This window comes from Leisingera sp. SA215, assembly GCF_055902035.1.
Map to the genome: position 1 here is coordinate 12,562 of NZ_JBVVXU010000010.1, position 18,471 is coordinate 31,032.

Genomic DNA, 18,471 nt, shown 5'->3' on the forward strand with positions numbered 1-18,471 from the left:
CTGCCCGGTCTGCCGCAGCCCGCACCCGTACCCCATACAAAGGATAAGACTATGTTCAAGACACTCAGCAAACTTGCCTGCACAGCTGCGCTGGCCCTTGGTATTCCGGCGGCCGCATCGGCCGAACTGCCGGGCATGCGCGGAACCCAGCATATCGGGATCACCGTGCCGGACGTGGACGAAGCGGTGAACTTCCTCGTTGATGTCCTGGGATGCGAGGCCTTCTTTTCATTCGGCCCGTTTGGCCCGTTCGAGGACGATTGGATGCAGAAGAACCTGAACGTCAACCCGCGCGCGGTGATCGAGGTGATCACCATGGTGCGATGCGGAAACGGGCCGGCATTTGAAGTCTTCAAGTACACCTCGCCGGACCAGAATCCCAAGCCGCCGAAGAACAGCGACATCGGCGGTTATCACATCGCTTTCTACGTCGATGACATTAACATTGCGACGCAGTACCTGCGCGACAAGGGTGTGCAGGTTCTGGAAAACCCGCATCCGCTGACCGGCACACTTCTGGAAGGCATGGACTGGGTCTATTTCCTGACGCCCTGGGGCATGCAGATGGAAATCGTCAGCGCGCCCGGCGGCATTCTCGACGAGCAGGAGAACAACCGCTCCTTCTGGGACCCGCGCTCCTGACGCGGCTTACATCCACGCAGCCAAGCCGCGGCAGCTTTTGCCGCAGCCTCAATAGACGAGGGCGCTCATGATCCAGATCGCTTTCGCGCAGACCGCGCGGCACCTGTACCTTTCTGTTATTCTTGCGGCCTTGCTAAGCGCGGTGTTCTGCCTGCCCCGGGCCGCGCAAGCGCATTTCAGCTACTCCGATCCGCGCATCATTCACATTGCGCAAGACGGTCCGGGCCGCGCGGTGATCCTCATCCGCATGCCTGCGCCACTCGCACTGCTGCCAGATGACTGGCAGGGACAGGAAGAGACCCGGCTGCCGCCGTTTGGCGTCAAAAAAGGTGAGGAGGCCTTTCTGGATACGCAGGCGATAGAGGCCCGCAGGCTGGAGCTGGAGACGCTCCTAAAACGGTCAATCTCTATCCGGGCCGAGGGCCGCTACGTGCAGACACAGCTGGAACACGTCCGATTTCATGCTGATGCTTCCCGGCCCGCTTTCGGAACCCTGAAGTCCGCCCAGGCGGCGGTTAGCGGGCCTGCTTCGGTGCCCTCCGTCGCGCCGTATTTCGATCTCACCCTCGATGTGGCGTTGTCGATACCCTCCGGAGTCCTTAGCCGACAGCTGCATATTACGTCAGCGCTCGGCCGGAATTTTCAGGTGATCGAGAGCTTCGGAACGGTGGTGAAGTTGCACCGCGACGGCGCCACCGAGACCCGCGCCATGATCGGGGTTCTCGATGTTTCCTTTCCTGCAGCGCAGACTGTCTGGCAGGTCCTTGGCGGCGCGGCCCTGCTGGGGGCGGAGCACATATACCTTGGCCTGGATCATCTGGCCATCATAGCCCTGATTGCCCTAGCCGCATTCCATTGGCGTGAGGCCCTTGCCCTGGCCTCGGCCTTCACTATTGGGCACATGATCACACTGGCCGCCGGTCTCTATGGTGCCGCACCCGCCGCTGCTTGGTTCATTCCGATGGTCGAGCTGGGTATCGCGCTCACCATCGTTGCAGCCGGTATCTGCATTGTCCTGCGCAGGCGACATCCGCTGGGCATGCCGAGCATGTTCGTGATCGGGCTCATCCATGGTTACGGCTTTGCCGCCTCAGCCTCCCAGGCTGTGTTTGCCGGTTCTATCGACGCGCTGGAGCTGACAGCCTTCGCGGCCGGACTGGAGGCATGCCAGTTTGCAATCTACGCCCTTGTCCTGCCGGTGATCTGGCTCGCCGACCGCGCTCTTTCCGGATTGGAGATAGCTTGGCGAAAAGGGCTGGCGGCTTGCATCGCTGTCCTAGCCATCACCACGGCATTCAGCCGCCTTTCTGATACTACAACGGCCTTTGGCCTTGTCTGATCGCATTCCAAGGAGAACCAAGATGACCGAATTGACCTTTGACATGATCGTGATCGGAGCGGGACCTGGAGGGTATGTCGCAGCCATCCGGGCCGCACAGCTGGGGCTGAACGTGGCCTGTGTCGAACGCGAGCACATGGGCGGTATTTGCCTTAACTGGGGCTGCATACCTACCAAGGCGCTGTTGCGGTCGAGCGAAGTGTTGCATCTGGCCCGCCGAGCCAAGGATTTTGGCCTCAAGATCGAAAATCCGGAGCATGACCTTGACGCAATTGTTGCGCGGTCGCGCAGGATTGCCAAGCAGCTGTCGAACGGCGTCGGCTACCTGTTTAAGAAGAACAAGGTAACATCAATCATGGGCGAAGCCCGGCTAGCCGGGGATGGCAAGGTCATCGTGAAAACCGCGGACGGAGAGCAGGAGCTGAAGGCCGGTAACATCGTTCTGGCAACCGGCGCCCGGGCGCGGGAGCTGCCCGGTCTGGAAGCCGATGGCCAGCGTGTCTGGTCCTACAGGCACGCACTGCAGCCGCCTCATGAGCCGCGCAAGCTGCTGGTCATCGGGTCCGGGGCGATCGGCATGGAGTTTGCCAGCTTTTACAATGCGCTTGGGGCCGAGACCACCGTTTTGGAAGTGATGGATCGGATCCTGCCGGTGGAGGATGCGGAGATTTCGGCGCTTGCGCGGAAGAGCTTTGCTAGACGGGGCATGAAGGTTCTCGAAGACACAAGGGTTGTTCAGCTGGACCGCCATAGCGGCCATGTGACAGCGCACATTGAGACGGGCGGCGAGGTCACGATTCAAGAATTCGACACGGTCATTTCCGCGGTAGGCATCACCGGCAACGTCGAGGGATTGGGGCTGGAAGAGATCGGTGTGGCCGTGGAAGGCACTCACATCGTCACCGACGAATTCTGCCGCACCGCCGTGCATGGTGTCTACGCCATCGGGGATGTCGCCGGTGGCCCCTGGCTTGCGCACAAGGCGAGCCATGAAGGTGTGATGGTGGCCGAACTTATTGCGGGTCTTAAGTCTCACCCGGTCAAACCGGACAGCATTGCAGGCTGCACCTACTGCCATCCTCAGGTCGCAAGCGTCGGTTTGACCGAGGCGCAGGCGGTAGAAGCAGGCTATGAAATCAAAGTCGGGCGTTTTCCGTATCAAGGAAACGGCAAGGCCGTTGCTCTGGGCGAAGGTGAAGGAATGATCAAGACAGTCTTCGACGCTGAGACTGAACGGTTGCTTGGCGCGCATATGATTGGGGCTGACGTGACCGAATTAATTCAAGGATATGTTGTAGGGCAGAAACTGGGGGCGAGCGGCACGGATCTAATGGACACGGTGTTCCCGCATCCGACGCTTGGTGAAATGATGCACGAGAGTGTGCTCGACGCCTTCGGACGGGTTCTCCACAAGTAGCCGTCCGCCTGTAGTGGCCTCAGGAGCGGTTCCCCGTTGCTGCTAGGGCCGACAGATGCCGTATTGCTTCATTTTCCGGTGAATGGTCGCGCGCCCGATACCGAGGTTGCGCGCGGCCTGGGAGACGTTCCATCGGGTTCCGGCGAGGGCGTCCTCGATCATCGCGCGCTCATCGTATGCCCGTATCGGCATTTTAGGCTGAGCAGCGGCTGGGAAAACGGACGGAGCGGGTCGGATGAGCTCCAGCAAGTCGACAGCGGTTATCCGGCGGCCGTCTCCTTCCATCAGCGCATGCTGGATCGCGTTCTTCAGCTCGCGGACGTTGCCAGGCCAGCCGTGAGCTAAGATGGCGGCCATGGCCTCTTTGCTGACCTCGGTAGGCGTTCCGGCCAGTTGCCCAGCGACATGAGTGGCCAGTTCCTGCAGCCGCTCACGCTGGCACAGGGGCGGCAATTCAACCACCGTCCCGGCCAGAAGAAAGTACAGGTCGTCGCGGAACCTGCCCTCGGCAACGGCCTCCATCAGCGGTTGGCGGCACGTTGCTATTATCCTCGGGGGCGCGGCGATCGTCTGATCCCAGTTCTGCAAGGCGTCCGCTTCAATTTCGCCCATGAGCATACGCAGCCCGGCTTGGGCAAAACCCGGCAGCTCATCCACATTCTCGAAAACCAGCACTCCCAGGCGCGCATCAGCTGTGTCGAAAGCTCCGCTGATGCGGGTTTGTTCCAGTATCGTCTGGAAAAACTGGCGGTCTTCCGGGCCGTCGCTGAGGCTGGCGCAATCTATGGTCAGAAACTGCGCCGTGTCCGCACCGTTTGCCATCCGGAGAGCTTCGATCAGCGCGGATTTACCGGTGCCGGACTCACCCTGAATCAGAAACGGCAGCCCTTTTTGGAAGTAGGCCAACGCCCGGCTGCACATGGTCGCCATCCGCGCGCTGCCGGTTGCAAGCTGCCGAAAGGAGGGGGCCAGCCGCGTGCGTTTCGGTTTGCTGCGCTCGGATGCGCGAAATGCGGCACCTGACGTCGGACGGTTGCGGGTCGGCTCCAGTGTTCTGGGGGCGATGGTCACCTCCGGACCTGAGCTGGTTCCGGCACTCATCACCCGCTCCGGTATGCGTTCGAGGGCACGCGCGTCGGCGCCGAACACTAATTCGAAGGCGCGGCCCTTGAGCGATCCCGGCGTATCTTCGCCTGCCAGACTATGCGCCCCCGAAGTGGTGCCTAGAATAATGCCTGACTCGTTGATAGCCACCAGCTCATCCCGTTTCAGCAGGTTGCGGTCCTGCGGCACAGAGACCGAGACGATCATCTCTCCTTGAAACCGCCGTTCAAATAGAACGCGCTGCATGCGGTCGGCCGCAGCGCTCAACAGCTGCGTGGCAAACAAGTAGTCAGAGGCGTTCCGCCGGTCCAGCATGGAGAAATTAAGCGCACCGAGAATGTTGTTCTCGGCATCGAACAGCGGCACGGCGGAGCAGGCAAAGGGGCGTAAAGCAGAGAAATAGTGCTGCTGACCGCTGACGGTGAAAGGTTTTCCCTGAGACAGGGCCATGGTCACGCCGTTGGTACCGGCAATGCGCTCGTCCCAGCAAGACCCCACGGCGATTCCGTGCTCCTCAAATGTGGCGCGTCCTTTCTCGTTGCCCTCCAGCCGGACCAGAACGCCATCGGAATCGGTGACCACCAGGCAATGCCCGGCGTTGGCCGCAATCTCTGCAAGCTGGCGGATGATTCCCTGGCGGCCGCCGCTGCGCTCCACCATCTCTTCAAGGCGGGGGGCCACTTCGGTGGACTGCAACCGAAGGATCGGACGGGCGGCATCGCGCGCGAGCTTGTAGCGCAGCTCGCAACGTTCCCAGGATGCCGTTATGGCATTGCCCAGCTGTGACGGATTTCCTGTCACTGCCATCCGTTCCTCCCTCACACCAGCTTACAGCAACGGCGGGCGCTGCGGCAAACGAAGTTGCGTGGCGTTTGAACGGAGATCCAGCTGCCGATCATCTCATTCGCCGCAACTGCTCAGATTAGCCCGGTTGTCAGTGCCCGGATGCGCTCCATCACCTCCTTGCGATGACTTGCGTCCAGTGCCGCGGCGTGGGGTTCGGTGAAGCGCCCCGCGTCATTGTCGAAATACTTGCCCGAGGCAGTGGCAAATTCCGCATCCAGCGCGGCGCGGCAGAGGATTTCCGCGCCGATGCCAATGTCATTCCCTGCGACGCCAAAGCCTTCCTTGACCATTTTGGACGCCAGAAGGGACCCGGGATTCACGGCGATCAGGACCGGACCATCGGGTAGGGCGCGGGCCAACTCCTGCGTCCAGATGGTCAGGGCGAGCTTGCTTTGCGCATATGCTGCGAAGTCGGCAAGGGCGCCTTGCCCGGACATTGCATGCAGGTCCACAGGCGCCTGGGCTGCCGATGACAGGTTCACGATCCGCCCGTCCCGCGAGATGATAGGCAGCAGCCGCTGGGTGAGCACCCAGGGGGCCAGCGTGTTCACCACAAACCGCACATCCAACCCATTTGCCGTGCGCGTCTGCGGGACCTTGTATACTCCTGCGTTGTTGATCAGCGCGTCCAGTTGGCCGTGCCGTTCAGCGACCGCGTCTGCCAACGCTGCTGCGGCGCCAAGATCCGAGAGATCGGCAAGGTAAATCTCGTTCGTGCCGCCCACTTCTGCTGCTGCGGCCTCTAGCTTGTCCTGGCTTCTGCCATGCAGAAGGACGGTATGGCCCTGGCTGGCGATACTTTTTGCCGTTTGCAGCCCGATGCCGTCGGTGGAGCCAGTGATGAGAATGGTCTTGGGCATTGTTGCCTCCTGTCAGGTGAAGTCGGGCAGCAAATTCTCTGCCAGATCTTTAAGAGTGTCCTCCTCATCGCGGTTGTTGAAGCGCAGGTTGAGGGCCACGTGGTTGACGCCATGCGCCTGCAGCTCCGTCAGATGGTGGCGCAAGGCGTGGATGCCGGACTGGAACCCCAAGTGGATCGGACGGGCAGGGGCTTCGGGGTCGTCCAGAAGATCAATGTAAAGCGACTGCATGACCGGTTTGTCGGCCAGTCCTGCATCCTGAATACGGTGACGGTAATCGGCGATCACCCGCCCTTGCAAGTCTCCTGGGCGAGGGTAGGTCATCCAGCCATCGCCGTTTGCGGCAACCCAGTCCGGCGTTTGCTGGCTGCCACCGGTGATCAGCACCGGCAGGCGGGTGCCTGTCGGTTTCGGCAGCATATCCATCTGGCCAGAAAGCGTGCCATGTGCCGTTTCGGCTGCAGGATATGGATCTGCCATTGCACGGATATATCGTACAGCCTCGCGGAAGCGCGCGGCGCGGTCTGCAAAGCTCTTGGCGAGTGCAGGGTATTCCTCAGGCCGGTCGCCGGACGCCACCCCCAGCAGCAGACGACCACCCGACAGCACATCAACAGACGCGGCGGCCTTGGCAACATGCGCCGGATGGCGCAAGGGGAGGACAATGCTTGCCACGCCGAGGGCGATGTCCTGCGTCGCCATTGACAGCGCGCCAAGGTAAACAAACGGGTCAAAGATCTGCCCGGCATCGCCAAAGCTGGGCACATTGAACGGCACGTCGCGCAGCCAGAGCGCGGCAAAGCCGTGGTTTTCGGCAAGCTGCGCCCGTTCGATATGCCGTTCCATCGAGGCCACGGGGGTGGCGCCGTGCGCTTCAATCGGCACCACGAGGCCAAGGCTCAGCCGGTTGGGGCGGAATACTGCGTCGTAGGCCCGGTTGATCGGGTCAAAATGGGTCTGTTCGGGCAGGTCTCGCATTCGGGGGCTCCCGTTTTAAGGATCAGTACCGCACCACGGCGCGGCTCTCGAGGCTCTGGCGAACTGTGCTCAGGCCTGGGTCTTCGATGCGGTCGACGGCACTGTGGGCCACCGAAGGCAGGCCGCGGTTGTCGTAGATGTTGAAATAGACGATCTCCTCCGGTGTCATGCGGGAGGTGTAGATCCATTCGTGGCCCGGATTGGCGGCAAGCCCCAGAATGTGTCCGCGCCGGTCCGGATAGATCAGGTCGATTTCCACCCAGTCTTCAGGTGCAACGCTGTCCGGGCGGATGAAGCCGAGAGGCGCACTGCTGACGGGATTTCCGATTGGCCGCCACAGATTGATGAAGGCATAATGACCTCCGCGCCATTCGGCGGCCTGCTCTGGTCCGAGCAGATCCTCCAGCCTTTTTTCGGCGCCTTCCGGGCTGTAGTCGCTGTGGACGTTGCGCGCAGGCTTGCGGTCCGAGGCGTCACTATCGGTGCGCAGGGTATGGTCGAAGATCATCACATCGCGTGCGCCGATCCGACGGTAAAGCAGGCTTCGCAGTTCGGCCTCGTAGCCGGCCTGCCAGCCGTCCGTATCTGGCGCGGGGAGAACGGTGCTGGGGAAGTATTCGAAGGCGACGCCGTCATGGGCAAAGACGGGCTGCTCGGTCCCGGCCGCCCGCACGTCGGTAAGCACTACCTGTGTTTCGATCAGTTCAGGCGAGATCAAACGGCCAGACTTGCCGCCGGCATCGATCTGAAAGGCCTGACGGTGTGGGGTGTGAACGTGGTAATTGACATATCCAGCTTGGGACATCGGAGTTCTCCTGCCTGGGAGGCGCGGCCCTACTGAGGCCCTTCGCGCCCGCCATGTTTGACGGCCTATTTCTGTTGCCACCCAGAATTATGTGTTGCCGTCGGCGAATAAATGACCGATTCAGGAAATCATAATTCGGATTTTGGGTATAAAGATGGACACGGATGCGCTTCGCCTGTTTGTGCTGGCAGCGGAAAAGCTGAACATCAGCGCCGCCGGGCGCCAGCTTGGCCTCGCGCCTGCGGTGGCCGGAGCGCGGCTGGCCAAGCTGGAGAACACTCTCGGCGCGGATCTGCTGCATCGCAGTACGCGCAAGGTCTCTTTGTCGCTGGAGGGCGCCGAATTCCTGCCGTATGCGCGCGAGATGCTGGCGCAGGAGGACGCTGCACGGGCTGCGCTGGGGCAGGGCAGGGCACGTCCCGCAGGCGTCTTGCGCTTTACCGCGCCCAGTACTTTTGCCCAGCTCTATGTGGCGCCGCTGCTGCCGGATTTCCTGCAGGAGTTTCCCGAAATGACACTGGACATGCGCCTGTCCGACAGCATCTTCGACTTGATCGAGGGCAGTTTTGATCTTGCCGTGCGCAACTCGCCCCTGGCGGATACCAGTTTGAAGGGGCGCAAGCTGGCGGAGGACCGGCGGGTGTTGTGTGCTTCCCCGGATTACCTCGCCCGCCACGGAACGCCTGCGCATCCGGACGACCTCGCCCGGCACCATCTGATCGGTTTTAAGAGCCAGTCGGCGCGTACCTTGGCGGGGCCGGACGGCGCGGCCGGGGAGTTCGATCCGCGCCAGGCTCAGGGCCGACTGATCCTGGACGACGGGCTGACCCAGAAGCTGGCCACAATGGCGGGGGCGGGGGTTTCGATCAACTCGCTGTGGAGCGTGCATCAGGAATTGCAATCTGGGGCACTGGTGCAGGTGCTGCCCGGCTATGAGGTGGCTGACAAGTCGGTGCTTTGGCTGGTCTATCCCAAGGCCAACGTGCTGTCGCCGAAGGTGCGCGCATTCATGGATTTCCTGATCGCCCGCATTGGCAAGGCGCCGGCTTGGGAGGCGCATGGAAACGATGCTGCTTAAAGAATACCGCGCCCATTTCCGGGCGCGGTCTGTTGCAAGCATCCCCGTGGGTGCCCTCAGAACCAGCTGACGGTGTCTTCCATTGCCCTGCGGGTTTTGGGGAACTCCGGATCGGTTGCACGGTGGCCAAAGGCGAACATCACCGCAGGCTTGTACTTTTTGGGGTCGACGCCGAAGTGTTTCTCCAGCGTCTCGATGGTTTGTGCCATGTCAAAGCCTTCAATCGGGCAGGAATCGATGCCCATCAGCGCCGCACTGGTCATCATGTTGGAAAGCACGATATAGGCCTGCTTTCCGGCCCAGTCGGTGATTTCGCGGTCCGTGGTGATCCCGTGGTCGGTGGTCTGGAATTTTCCGTAGGCGCTGTTGAAGAACTCGATGACGTCGTCGGGCAGCTGCTTAACGCTGCGGTAGAAGTCCTGCAGGTAGTCCGATCCTGCGGTCATCGTCTTGGCGGTGTTCACCAGGATGATGCCAAAGTGACTGGCGGTTCCCAGTTGGCCGCTGGTGCCGTTCATCATGCCGTTTGCACCCCAGGTGAATTTACGGAACAGCTCCCGCTTTTCCTGAGATTGAATCATCAGGATCTTGAACGGCTCGTGTCCAAACGAGGTGGGTGACAGGCGCGCCGCCTCGAGAATGGTTTCGAAGTCGCCCTCGCTGATCTTGCGCTCGGGGTCGAAGACCTTAGTGGCGTGGCGGAAATTAAAGGCCTCAATGATCTCGGCCTGGATGCGGGCGGTGTCGGTCATGTCTTTCATGGGTCTTGCTCCAAATCTGATGACGCCGATCTAGGCCATGGCGGTCCGGCGGATTAGAAGCCGGATCAGTAAAACAGAATTCGGGTTTCAGGCATTAAGTACGCAACAAGTCCTTCAGGCGAAGTCCGCTGCGTACAGCGCTCAGCCGGACATTCCGTCTTTGAGCGCCGCTCTGTAAACGCCTCCACTACTAGCGGTGCTGCCCCACTAAGCAATCTTATGGTGTAAATCCGTCCAAGTCCCAAGAGTTGACTTTTTCGCCGGTAGGGGCACGAGGCGTTGCTGAATTATTTGATTGGCTTCAATGGAGTTTTTCAGATCCTAGTCAGCGCTTCTGAGTTCTATCGCTTGCCGCCTACCAGACAGCTCCAAGCTGGCCGAAAAGCGCAGAAATGATCGGATGATCCTTCCTTTCTGCCAGCGTCAGCATGACGAGACGCGCCGGGACACGCAGAATTTCGCTGATGGCAAGTCCGAAAGACTGACGCTGATGCAAAGCCACGGACTCGCGGCAAAGACTTAACCCAACACCAGAGCGGACCATTTCCAACATCGAGGCTTCCTGGTCCACCATCGCCACGGTGTTCTGTGTGCATCCATGTTGCGCAAAGATCTTTGTCAGCGACCGGTGATGAACCGAGGCCTCCGGTGTTCCGATCCAGGGCAACGCCGCAAGATCGGTCCAGTCCGCAGTCGCAACCCGCGTTTCCCACCCGGAAGACGCGATGACGCAGTAAGAAAAATCTGCGAGCGTCTTCGTGTAAAGCGGCAGATCAGACGGGATGGCACCCAATTCATCCGGTTTGGCCAGGTAAAACCCTGCGTCGATCTGGCGCCGCTTCAGCTTGTCGAGGATGCCGCCGCTGACGCCATGCTCCAGTTCGGTTTTGATATCCGGATGTTCTGAGCCAAGGCGACTGAGCAGCCGGCCGAGGCGAATGAATTCAGGGTCGACTATCGTGCCGATCCTGAGCGTGCCCGAGACACGCCCGCACTGGCGGCTCGCACTGCGGCGGAACTCGGCCATCGCGCGTAGCACCTGTTCAGCTTTGGGCAGGATCGCCGCGCCGCCGGGCGTCAAGTCCAGCCCCCGGGGCGTGCGCCGGAACAGGGTGATCCCGGTGTCCTCACTCAGCCGTTTGATCTGGTGGCTGACCGCAGGCTGGGTCAGGCTGAGAACCTCAGCCGCCTGCGAAACGCTGCCTTCGCGCGCGACGGTGACGAAGGCGAGGATGTTGTTCAGGTTCGAGTATCTGTCCATATTATGATCTCTAATATCACGCTGCGAAATTTGTCATTTGGAAAGTGCCGCTGCCCTGCCTAGTCTCCCGGGAAACGCGGCACCCGAATGTGCGCTGCACCGCAAATGCGCTGGTCTTTTTTTGGTCCGGAATGCTGGCGGCGGCCCGCTTTGGCGTTGCAGGCCAAAATTAGGGGGCGACCTTGCCGGATACCGGAACGGATTATGACTACATCGTGATTGGCGGCGGTTCCGCCGGTTGTCTGCTGGCCAACCGGCTGAGTGCCGACCCGGGCAACAGGGTGCTCTTGCTGGAGGCGGGAAAGGCGGACAATTACCCCTGGATCCACATTCCTGTTGGGTATCTCTACTGTATCGGCAATCCGCGTACCGACTGGATGTACAGCACCGAAGCCGACAAAGGGCTGAACGGCAGGATCCTGCGCTATCCGCGCGGCAAAACGCTGGGGGGCTGCTCGTCGATAAACGGAATGATCTACATGCGCGGCCAGGCTCGCGACTACGACAACTGGGCGCGTCTCAGCGGCGAGGATGGGTGGAACTGGAGCAACTCGCTCGGCGACTTCAAGGCGCACGAGGATCACTACAAGCTTGATGGCGGCGCCGATCCGATGGGTGACGGCAACGGCAGGTTTTCCGACATGCACGGGAAGGGTGGCGAGTGGCGGGTGGAAAAGCAGCGGCTGCGCTGGGACGTGCTCGACAGCTTTAAACAAGCAGCGGTCCAGGCGGGAATCGAGAAGACTGACGATTTCAACAACGGTGACAACGCAGGCGTTGGCTATTTCGACGTCAACCAGCGCTCGGGCTGGCGCTGGAACACCTCAAAAGCCTTTTTGAAACCCGTCAGATCCCGCCGCAATTTGACGATCTGGACCGAGGCGCAGGTCGAGAAGCTCACTTTCGGGAAGAGTGCCAGTGGCGCGTTGCGCTGTTCTGGTGCTCGGGTACACAGGAACGGTCAATTGCTGAGTGTGACCGCTCGGCGGGAGACGCTGCTCTCGGCCGGGGCGGTTAACTCGCCGCAGATTTTGCAGCTGTCGGGGATAGGTCCGGCGGCGCTGCTGCAGTCACACGGGATCAAAGTGCTGCGTGATGCTCCGGTGGGGGAGAATTTGCAAGATCACCTGCAGATACGCGCGGTTTACAAGGTTAACGGCACCCCTACGCTCAATACGCTGGCGAGCAATCTGCTGGGAAAAGCAAAAATTGGCGCGGAATATTTGCTGAAACGCACAGGCCCGATGAGCATGTCGCCCAGCCAGCTAGGCGCCTTTACCCGCTCGGACCCGAGCCGCAGCCATGCCAATCTTGAATATCACGTGCAGCCCCTCAGTCTTGAGGCGTTTGGCGAGCCGCTGCATGATTTTCCGGCGATGACGGTCAGCGTCTGCAATCTGAACCCGACCAGCCGGGGCCACGTGCGCATACGATCGGCCGATTTCCGCGATGCGCCGATGATCTCACCCAATTACCTAGCGACCGAGGATGACCGCAAGGTCGCTGCCGACAGCCTGCGGCAGGTGCGCAAGATCATGTCGCAGCCGGCAATGCAGTCTTATGCGCCTGAGGAATTCAAACCCGGTCCGCAGTATCAGAGCGATGAGGATCTTGCCAAGCTGGCCGGCGACATCGCGAACACGATTTTTCACCCGGCGGGCACAGTCAAAATGGGCCGCGCCAACGATGACAGCGCCGTGCTCGATCCGAATCTGCGGCTCAAAGGCGTCGCCGGCCTAAGGGTTGTTGATGCAAGCATCATGCCTGCGATCACTAGCGGCAATACCAATTCCCCAACCCTGATGATTGCGGAAAAGGCGGCCCGTTGGGTGCTGGCGGGAAACTGAACTTTGAACCGGCGCACTTTATGGCTTGCGGGGAAATATGCGGTGTCCGTTTCAGCGCCCGCCGGATACGTCCAGAATTGTGCCGCTGACATAGGACGAGGCGTCGGACAGCAACCAGCAGACGGATGCGGCAACCTCTTCCGCGCTGCCGCTGCGGCCCAGTGGCACCTCAGCGCCCTTTTTTTTCAGCCGGTCGCCGAGGCCTGCGGCTGCGTGCAGTTCGGTATTGATGAGACCAGGGGCAACGGCATTGACGCGGATGCCTGCAGCCCCGGCCTCGCGGGCGAGACCGACGGTCAGGCTGTCAATCGCACCTTTGGAGGCGGCGTAATGCACCCATTCGCCACCGCCACCCAGCCGCGCGGCGCGGCTGGACATCAGTACAATAGCGCCGCCAGCGGGGGGCATCTCGCGTATGGCGGCCCGTGCGGTCAGGAAGGTGCCCATCACGTTGACGTCGAACACACGGCGCAGATCCGATTCCTCCAGATCTTCGAGCCGGCAGGCGGGGCCGGTGATGCCGGCATTGGCGAATAGGCCTGTCGGTGCTCCGAAGCGGTCACGGCAGGTCTGAAACATCTTCTCGATAGCAGCAGGATCTGCGGCGTCGCCCTTGCACGCTATGGCTTGGCCGCCCTGCGCTGCGATTCGTTCGCACAGCGCGGTAGCAGCAGCATCGTTGGAAGCGTAGGAAAACACTACGGGGCGTCCTGCATTCGCCAGTGCCTCGACCGTGGCAGCACCGATGCCGCGGCTGCCGCCGGTGACGATAACTGCGCCATTTTCAGAATGCGACATTGGCGCCTCCCTTCAGAGAAAGAATTTCACGAGCTTCAGCCGGGGTGGCGGCATCCAGGCTCAGCCCCTCTAGGATACTGCGGATCTTGGTGACTTGCTCGGCGTTGCTTTGTGCCAGTGTTCCCGGCGAGATCCAGAGCGAATCCTCCAACCCGACACGGACATTTCCGCCCTGTGAAGCTGCCTGCGAAGCCACTGTCATCTGATTGCGGCCGGCCCCAAGGACGGACCATATATAGTCGCCGCCAAACAACCGGTCGGCGGTGCGTTTCATGTGCAAAACGTCCTCTGGATGCGCTCCGATGCCACCCAGCAGGCCGAAGACTGTTTGGACAAGGAACGGGCCCTTTACTAGGCCGCGGTCGGCGAAATGGGCCAAATTGTAGAGGTGACTGGTGTCATAACATTCGAATTCGAACCTAGTGCCGTTGGAAGTGCCGATCCGCAGGATGTGTTCGATGTCTTTGAATGTGTTCTTGAACACCAGGTCGCGGCTGCTTTCGAGGTGTTCGCGCTCCCAGCTGTGTTTGAATTCGGTAAAGCGGCTGAGCATCGGATACAGCCCGAAATTCATCGACCCCATGTTCAGTGAGGCTAATTCCGGCTTCAACTCGGCAGCGGGACGCATCCGTTCGGCCACGCTCATGTGGGGGCTGCCGCCGGTAGTGAGGTTGATCACTGCATCGGTGGCCTGTTTGATCTGCGGCAGGAAGGCGCGGAAGGCATTGGGTTCCTGGGTGGGGCGGCCGGTCTCGGGATCCCGGGCGTGCAGATGCAGGATAGATGCCCCGGCGGCGGCGGCGGCAAGCGCGTCGGAGGTGATCTGCTCCGGCGTGACTGGCAGATGCGGTGACATCGAGGGGGTGTGGATTGCGCCTGTTACGGCACAACTTATGATGACTTTTCGGTGTAGTTTTGTCATTGGTATGGGCTCCGGGATGTCTGGGGCTGCTTGTTGCGCTGGTCTGGGGCAATTACATGGCTTCAACGTTGCCGCACACACTGAGCGCCTGGCCTGAGATGTTGCGGCCGCCGGGGGCACAGAGGAACAGGCAGGTTGCGGCGATTTCCTCGGCGCTGACCATCCGGCGTAGCGAAACCTTGGCGAGGTTCTGCGCTTGCATCTCGTCAAAGCTGATCCCGAGCTCCTGAGCGCGGGCAGTGATCACCTGTTCAATACGAGGCCCCTTAATCAAGCCAGGTAGCACTGCGTTGGCGCGTACGCCCTTGGGCCCCAGTTCTGATGCCAGGCTTTTCACCAAACCGGAGATGCCCCATTTCGCGGCGGCATAGGGCGTGCGGTAGGCAAAGCCGTGCCGCCCGGCGACCGAGGACATAGCGATGAAGACGCCCTGGCTGGCAATCAGATGTGGTGCGCCGAACCTTGCGGCCAGATAGGCGCTGCGTAAGTTCACGTCCAAGGTTTTGTCCCAGTCCGGGGCGGCTATTTCGGACACTGCCGCAGTTGGCCCGGCAATACCGGCGTTCGCGATAACAACGTCGATCCCACCCATTGCCTCGGTGGCCTCGACGAAGAGGCGACGAGAAGCGTTCTCGTCGCTGGCATCAGCCACAGAGCCGGTCACCGCGTCGCCAGTGGCGGCCGCAACCGCTTCCTTGTCGATGTCGGACAGGTGGATCTTGGCACCGGCTTCGGCGAAACCGGAGACGATTTTGGCGCCGATCCCGCCGGCGCCGCCGGTGATCAGGACCCTGAGGCCCGGCGGGGGCGTCAGCGATTGGAGAATGGACATGTCATCTTGCTCCTGCAGACTGTTTTTCGTGCCCGGCCAAAAGGAAGGCCTGAATTTCGGCTGCGGCGGTCTGGATGTCATTAATGATCGCGTCGCGCAGGGCGGTTGCGTCCCTTGCTGTCATGGCTTCCAGCGCGGAGTCGTGGAACTGCATCGAATTGGCCATATGGGTCTGGTCGGGCAGGCTGGCGCGGATCGAGGGGCCGACGATAATCCATAGGCGCTGGATCATTTCCAGCAGCAGCGGCCAGCTCGCGGCGGTATAAATGCTGCTGTGGAAGCCGGCGTTGGCAACCAGATAGGCACCGGTGTCTCCGGCTTTGGCCGCCTCGAGCAGAACGCTGTGGGCTTGGCGCACGGCCGCAATGTCCCCTTCGGTAGCCTGGGTTGCGGCACGGGCTGCGGCGCGGCCTTCGAGGTCTAGCCGTATTGTGGTGATCTCCTGGAAGTCGTCGAAACTGAGCGAGCGCAGCCGTAGGACACGACTGCTTGTCAATTCCAATGCGCCCTCGGCGGTGAGCCGTGTCAGCGCTTCTCGTACGGGCATTGCGCTCACACCCAACTCCCCGGCGAGTCCACGGCTGGAGATCGTATCGCCCGGCCGGTAGGCGCCAGTTATCAATTGGAGCCGCAGTTTGTCATAGATTTGCTGCTGCAGACTGTCCCGCTGCAATGGCTGCTTGCTGGATTTTGGTTTGGCGCCGAACAGTTCCATTTTAAGGTCCGCTGGTTTAAGTGTGATCTGAGATCGCAGATAGCACTCGCAATGCGGTCAGTCAACTGTTCGGATCTGCGATAGGGCATAGATCCGGTTCGGAATGCAACTTTATACAGGAAAAGGATATACTAATTTCAGTTGTTGGTCGCTTTTTATTTTTTTCAACAAAATTACTCTTGGGGTGCGACTTCAGTATTAGGAGGACGGACCCCATGAAACCAACACGTGATGAACAGATTTGGATGTACCGGACGATGGTAACCAGCCGCAGGTTTGACGAGGCTATCGGCGAAATTTACATGGATGGAAAGCAGCCCAAAATGGATTTTGCCAAAGGGCCACTGCCTGGCGAGATGCACCGCAGCGACGGGCAGGAACCAGTCGCGGTGGGTGTCTGCGCCCATTTGACTGCCGAAGATGTAGTGACCGGTTCCCACCGTCCTCACCACGAAGCGATTGCTAAGGGCGTGGATCTGGACAGGATGGCGGCCGAGATTTTCGGCAAGAAAACTGGTCTTTCAGGAGGCATGGGCGGGCACATGCATCTGATCGATGCTGAGGTGAACTTCAGCTGTTCGGGCATCATTGGCCAGGGGCTCGGCCCGGCCGTTGGTGCCGCGCTCAGCCGCGTGATCCAGGGCAAGCCCGGTGTCGCTGTCAACTTCATCGGCGACGGGGGGCAAACGAGGGTGCCTGGCATGAGGCGATGAACCTGGCAGCGGTTTGGAAGCTGCCGTTCATTTCGGTGATCGAAGATAACGGCTGGGGCATTTCGACCCCCAAGAGCGCGTCGACATCAGTGGAAAACCACAGCGTGCGCGCCGCGTCCTACGGTGTTCCGGGTTACCATGTCAAAGGCAATGACCCCTACGAAATCTACCGGGTCGCGGGTGAGGCGATTGCTCGGGCACGCGCTGGAGAAGGACCTTCGCTGATCGTGGTCGAAACCTACCGACTTCAAGGGCACTTTGTCGGCGATGATTTCAGCTACTTGCCGGAGGGAGAGCTGGAAGGTCAGCGGGCCAAGGATCCGATCCCGACAATGCGGAAGAAACTGCTCGCCGACAGCGTGGCTACGCCGGATGAGCTGAACGCCATTGAGGTGGACTGCAAAAGCCGCGCCGAGCGCGCGATCAAATTTGCCGTTGAAAGTGAATACCCGTCGCCCCAGTTCGCGCACGACATTGTTTTTGCGGCTTGAGCCCGAAGGAGGCTGAAATGGACAAGACAAACGAACGTGTGATGACCAGTTCGCAAGCTATCGCTGAAACGCTGGCGCAGGAAATGCGGAATGATCCAAGCGTCTTCGTTCTGGGCGAGGATATCGGCACATTCGGCAGCCTTTATGGCAATACCCGCGGCTTGCTTGATGAGTTCGGAGAGAACCGCGTGCGCGACACGCCGATTTCCGAGACTGCAATTGTCGGGGCGGCGGTTGGGGCCGCTGCGGATGGCATGCGCCCGGTTATCGAGCTGATGTTCGCGGACTTTTTCGGTGTCTGCTATGATGCGATCTACAACCTGATGGCCAAACACCATTTTCTTTCTGGGGGCAAGATCAAGGTGCCGATGGTGTTGATGACCGGCACCGGTGGCGGCAATGCGGATGGCGCGACCCAGTCGCAGAGCCCCTTTGCTGCGTTCGCGCACTTTCCCGGGCTGAAGGTTGTCTCGCCATCCAATTCCTACGATGCCAAGGGGTTGCTCGCAGCGGCCATTCGCGATGACAGCCCGGTGGTCTACTTGTTTGACAAACGCCTGCACGGGCTGGCCTGGCTAGGCACGGAAGAAGCCGCTGCGGTGCATGTTCCAGAAGACAGCTACACCGTGGAGATTGGAAAGGCGAAGATCGCCCGCGAGGGCAGCGACGTCACCATCGTCGGCTTCGGCATGGGGGCGCACAATGCCCTCAAGGCCGCCGGTCAGCTCGAAAAGCAGGGGGTCAGCGCCGAGGTGATCGACCTGTTGAGCCTGGTGCCGCTGGATCGCGATACGATCCGCGCCAGCGTGGCCAAGACCGGGCGGCTGATCGTGGTGGACGACGACTACCTCAGCTACGGGATAACCGGTGAGATCATCGCCACTGTCACCGAGCACGACGTGTCAGTCCTCAAAGCCTCGCCGAAACGAGTGGCGCATCCGGATGTCCCGATCCCCTGCGCCCGGGACGTGGAGCAGGCCTTTATGCCCGACGACGGCAAGATCCTGGCGGCCTGGGACCAGATGAACGCTGCTTGACCCCGGGATCTGTCTATGGCCAGAA

The 18,471-nt window shown here is 60.8% G+C and carries 16 protein-coding genes and 1 pseudogene; 7 read left to right on the forward strand and 10 right to left on the reverse strand.

Annotated features, from left to right (window positions below):
• The first annotated feature begins 51 nt into the window (after positions 1-51).
• From AC0KW6_RS12370 to lpdA, 3 genes are all read left to right on the forward strand, one after another.
• Positions 52-642 carry a VOC family protein gene (locus tag AC0KW6_RS12370; RefSeq protein ID WP_474035021.1) on the forward strand — a complete coding sequence of 197 codons (591 nt, stop codon included), beginning with the start codon at positions 52-54 and terminating at the stop codon, positions 640-642.
• Between the two features lie 67 nt (positions 643-709).
• The gene (locus AC0KW6_RS12375) at positions 710-1,981 is read left to right on the forward strand and encodes a HupE/UreJ family protein (protein ID WP_474035022.1); all 1,272 of its coding nucleotides are present in this window, start codon (positions 710-712) and stop codon (positions 1,979-1,981) included.
• 22 nt (positions 1,982-2,003) lie between these two features.
• Positions 2,004-3,398 carry a dihydrolipoyl dehydrogenase gene (gene lpdA, locus AC0KW6_RS12380; RefSeq protein WP_474035023.1) on the forward strand — a complete coding sequence of 465 codons (1,395 nt, stop codon included), beginning with the start codon at positions 2,004-2,006 and terminating at the stop codon, positions 3,396-3,398.
• A 42-nt stretch (positions 3,399-3,440) separates the two neighbouring features.
• On the opposite strand, the gene AC0KW6_RS12385 is transcribed toward lpdA, so the two are convergent.
• The 4 genes from AC0KW6_RS12385 to AC0KW6_RS12400 all read right to left on the reverse strand — a co-directional run bounded on the left by AC0KW6_RS12385 (position 3,441) and on the right by AC0KW6_RS12400 (position 7,991).
• Positions 3,441-5,309 (reverse strand): sigma-54-dependent Fis family transcriptional regulator, encoded by a 1,869-nt coding sequence (locus AC0KW6_RS12385; RefSeq protein ID WP_474035024.1) that lies wholly within the window; start codon positions 5,307-5,309, stop codon positions 3,441-3,443.
• Between the two features lie 110 nt (positions 5,310-5,419).
• Positions 5,420-6,208: an SDR family NAD(P)-dependent oxidoreductase gene (locus AC0KW6_RS12390; RefSeq protein ID WP_474035025.1), complete on the reverse strand. Its 789-nt coding sequence runs from the start codon at positions 6,206-6,208 to the stop codon at positions 5,420-5,422.
• Positions 6,209-6,220: 12 nt separating this feature from the next.
• Positions 6,221-7,186 (reverse strand): LLM class oxidoreductase, encoded by a 966-nt coding sequence (locus AC0KW6_RS12395; RefSeq protein ID WP_474035026.1) that lies wholly within the window; start codon positions 7,184-7,186, stop codon positions 6,221-6,223.
• A gap of 22 nt (positions 7,187-7,208) precedes the next feature.
• Positions 7,209-7,991 (reverse strand): CmcJ/NvfI family oxidoreductase, encoded by a 783-nt coding sequence (locus AC0KW6_RS12400; RefSeq protein WP_474035027.1) that lies wholly within the window; start codon positions 7,989-7,991, stop codon positions 7,209-7,211.
• Between the two features lie 154 nt (positions 7,992-8,145).
• Here AC0KW6_RS12400 and AC0KW6_RS12405 point away from each other — a divergent pair, with 154 nt between their 5' ends.
• A complete protein-coding gene (locus AC0KW6_RS12405) occupies positions 8,146-9,069 on the forward strand; it encodes a LysR family transcriptional regulator (protein ID WP_474035028.1) in 924 nt (307 codons plus the stop codon).
• Positions 9,070-9,125: 56 nt separating this feature from the next.
• Here the strand turns inward: AC0KW6_RS12405 and AC0KW6_RS12410 are convergent, their stop codons facing one another.
• Both AC0KW6_RS12410 and AC0KW6_RS12415 read right to left on the reverse strand, forming a co-directional pair.
• Positions 9,126-9,830, reverse strand: coding sequence for an NAD(P)H-dependent oxidoreductase (locus AC0KW6_RS12410; RefSeq protein WP_474035029.1), 705 nt, complete (start codon positions 9,828-9,830; stop codon positions 9,126-9,128).
• A gap of 355 nt (positions 9,831-10,185) precedes the next feature.
• Positions 10,186-11,091: a LysR family transcriptional regulator gene (locus tag AC0KW6_RS12415; RefSeq protein ID WP_474035030.1), complete on the reverse strand. Its 906-nt coding sequence runs from the start codon at positions 11,089-11,091 to the stop codon at positions 10,186-10,188.
• 182 nt (positions 11,092-11,273) lie between these two features.
• On the opposite strand from AC0KW6_RS12415, the gene AC0KW6_RS12420 reads away from it, so the two are divergent.
• Positions 11,274-12,938 carry a GMC family oxidoreductase gene (locus tag AC0KW6_RS12420; protein WP_474035031.1) on the forward strand — a complete coding sequence of 555 codons (1,665 nt, stop codon included), beginning with the start codon at positions 11,274-11,276 and terminating at the stop codon, positions 12,936-12,938.
• 51 nt (positions 12,939-12,989) lie between these two features.
• On the opposite strand, the gene AC0KW6_RS12425 is transcribed toward AC0KW6_RS12420, so the two are convergent.
• Genes AC0KW6_RS12425 through AC0KW6_RS12440 form a run of 4 tightly spaced genes read right to left on the reverse strand, consistent with a single transcriptional unit; the run spans position 12,990 to position 16,205 of the window.
• Positions 12,990-13,736 carry an SDR family oxidoreductase gene (locus AC0KW6_RS12425; RefSeq protein WP_474035032.1) on the reverse strand — a complete coding sequence of 249 codons (747 nt, stop codon included), beginning with the start codon at positions 13,734-13,736 and terminating at the stop codon, positions 12,990-12,992.
• Positions 13,723-14,658, reverse strand: coding sequence for a 3,5-dioxohexanoate:acetyl-CoA acetone transferase (gene kce / locus AC0KW6_RS12430; protein ID WP_474035033.1), 936 nt, complete (start codon positions 14,656-14,658; stop codon positions 13,723-13,725). Before kce ends, AC0KW6_RS12425 begins: the two co-directional genes overlap by 14 nt.
• A 52-nt stretch (positions 14,659-14,710) precedes the next feature.
• Positions 14,711-15,490, reverse strand: coding sequence for an SDR family oxidoreductase (locus AC0KW6_RS12435; RefSeq protein WP_474035034.1), 780 nt, complete (start codon positions 15,488-15,490; stop codon positions 14,711-14,713).
• A gap of 1 nt (position 15,491) precedes the next feature.
• The gene (locus tag AC0KW6_RS12440) at positions 15,492-16,205 is read right to left on the reverse strand and encodes a GntR family transcriptional regulator (protein ID WP_474035035.1); all 714 of its coding nucleotides are present in this window, start codon (positions 16,203-16,205) and stop codon (positions 15,492-15,494) included.
• Positions 16,206-16,561: 356 nt separating this feature from the next.
• Here AC0KW6_RS12440 and AC0KW6_RS12445 point away from each other — a divergent pair.
• Together AC0KW6_RS12445 and AC0KW6_RS12450 are read left to right on the forward strand one after the other, a co-directional pair.
• Positions 16,562-17,409, forward strand: a pseudogene (locus tag AC0KW6_RS12445) (thiamine pyrophosphate-dependent dehydrogenase E1 component subunit alpha).
• A 17-nt stretch (positions 17,410-17,426) separates the two neighbouring features.
• Positions 17,427-18,446: an alpha-ketoacid dehydrogenase subunit beta gene (locus AC0KW6_RS12450; protein ID WP_474035036.1), complete on the forward strand. Its 1,020-nt coding sequence runs from the start codon at positions 17,427-17,429 to the stop codon at positions 18,444-18,446.
• Positions 18,447-18,471: the final 25 nt, after the last annotated feature.

What these genes read in the sequence shown, in the direction of transcription:
- AC0KW6_RS12400 (WP_474035027.1), bottom strand. Translation starts at nt 7,991, where the DNA reads ATGTCCCAAGCTGGATATGTCAATTACCACGTTCACACCCCACACCGT.
- AC0KW6_RS12395 (WP_474035026.1), bottom strand. Translation starts at nt 7,186, where the DNA reads ATGCGAGACCTGCCCGAACAGACCCATTTTGACCCGATCAACCGGGCC.
- AC0KW6_RS12375 (WP_474035022.1), top strand. Translation starts at nt 710, where the DNA reads ATGATCCAGATCGCTTTCGCGCAGACCGCGCGGCACCTGTACCTTTCT.
- AC0KW6_RS12435 (WP_474035034.1), bottom strand. Translation starts at nt 15,490, where the DNA reads ATGTCCATTCTCCAATCGCTGACGCCCCCGCCGGGCCTCAGGGTCCTG.
- AC0KW6_RS12425 (WP_474035032.1), bottom strand. Translation starts at nt 13,736, where the DNA reads ATGTCGCATTCTGAAAATGGCGCAGTTATCGTCACCGGCGGCAGCCGC.
- kce (WP_474035033.1), bottom strand. Translation starts at nt 14,658, where the DNA reads ATGACAAAACTACACCGAAAAGTCATCATAAGTTGTGCCGTAACAGGC.
- lpdA (WP_474035023.1), top strand. Translation starts at nt 2,004, where the DNA reads ATGACCGAATTGACCTTTGACATGATCGTGATCGGAGCGGGACCTGGA.
- AC0KW6_RS12385 (WP_474035024.1), bottom strand. Translation starts at nt 5,309, where the DNA reads ATGGCAGTGACAGGAAATCCGTCACAGCTGGGCAATGCCATAACGGCA.
- AC0KW6_RS12415 (WP_474035030.1), bottom strand. Translation starts at nt 11,091, where the DNA reads ATGGACAGATACTCGAACCTGAACAACATCCTCGCCTTCGTCACCGTC.
- AC0KW6_RS12440 (WP_474035035.1), bottom strand. Translation starts at nt 16,205, where the DNA reads ATGGAACTGTTCGGCGCCAAACCAAAATCCAGCAAGCAGCCATTGCAG.
- AC0KW6_RS12450 (WP_474035036.1), top strand. Translation starts at nt 17,427, where the DNA reads ATGGACAAGACAAACGAACGTGTGATGACCAGTTCGCAAGCTATCGCT.
- AC0KW6_RS12390 (WP_474035025.1), bottom strand. Translation starts at nt 6,208, where the DNA reads ATGCCCAAGACCATTCTCATCACTGGCTCCACCGACGGCATCGGGCTG.
- AC0KW6_RS12405 (WP_474035028.1), top strand. Translation starts at nt 8,146, where the DNA reads ATGGACACGGATGCGCTTCGCCTGTTTGTGCTGGCAGCGGAAAAGCTG.
- AC0KW6_RS12410 (WP_474035029.1), bottom strand. Translation starts at nt 9,830, where the DNA reads ATGAAAGACATGACCGACACCGCCCGCATCCAGGCCGAGATCATTGAG.
- AC0KW6_RS12370 (WP_474035021.1), top strand. Translation starts at nt 52, where the DNA reads ATGTTCAAGACACTCAGCAAACTTGCCTGCACAGCTGCGCTGGCCCTT.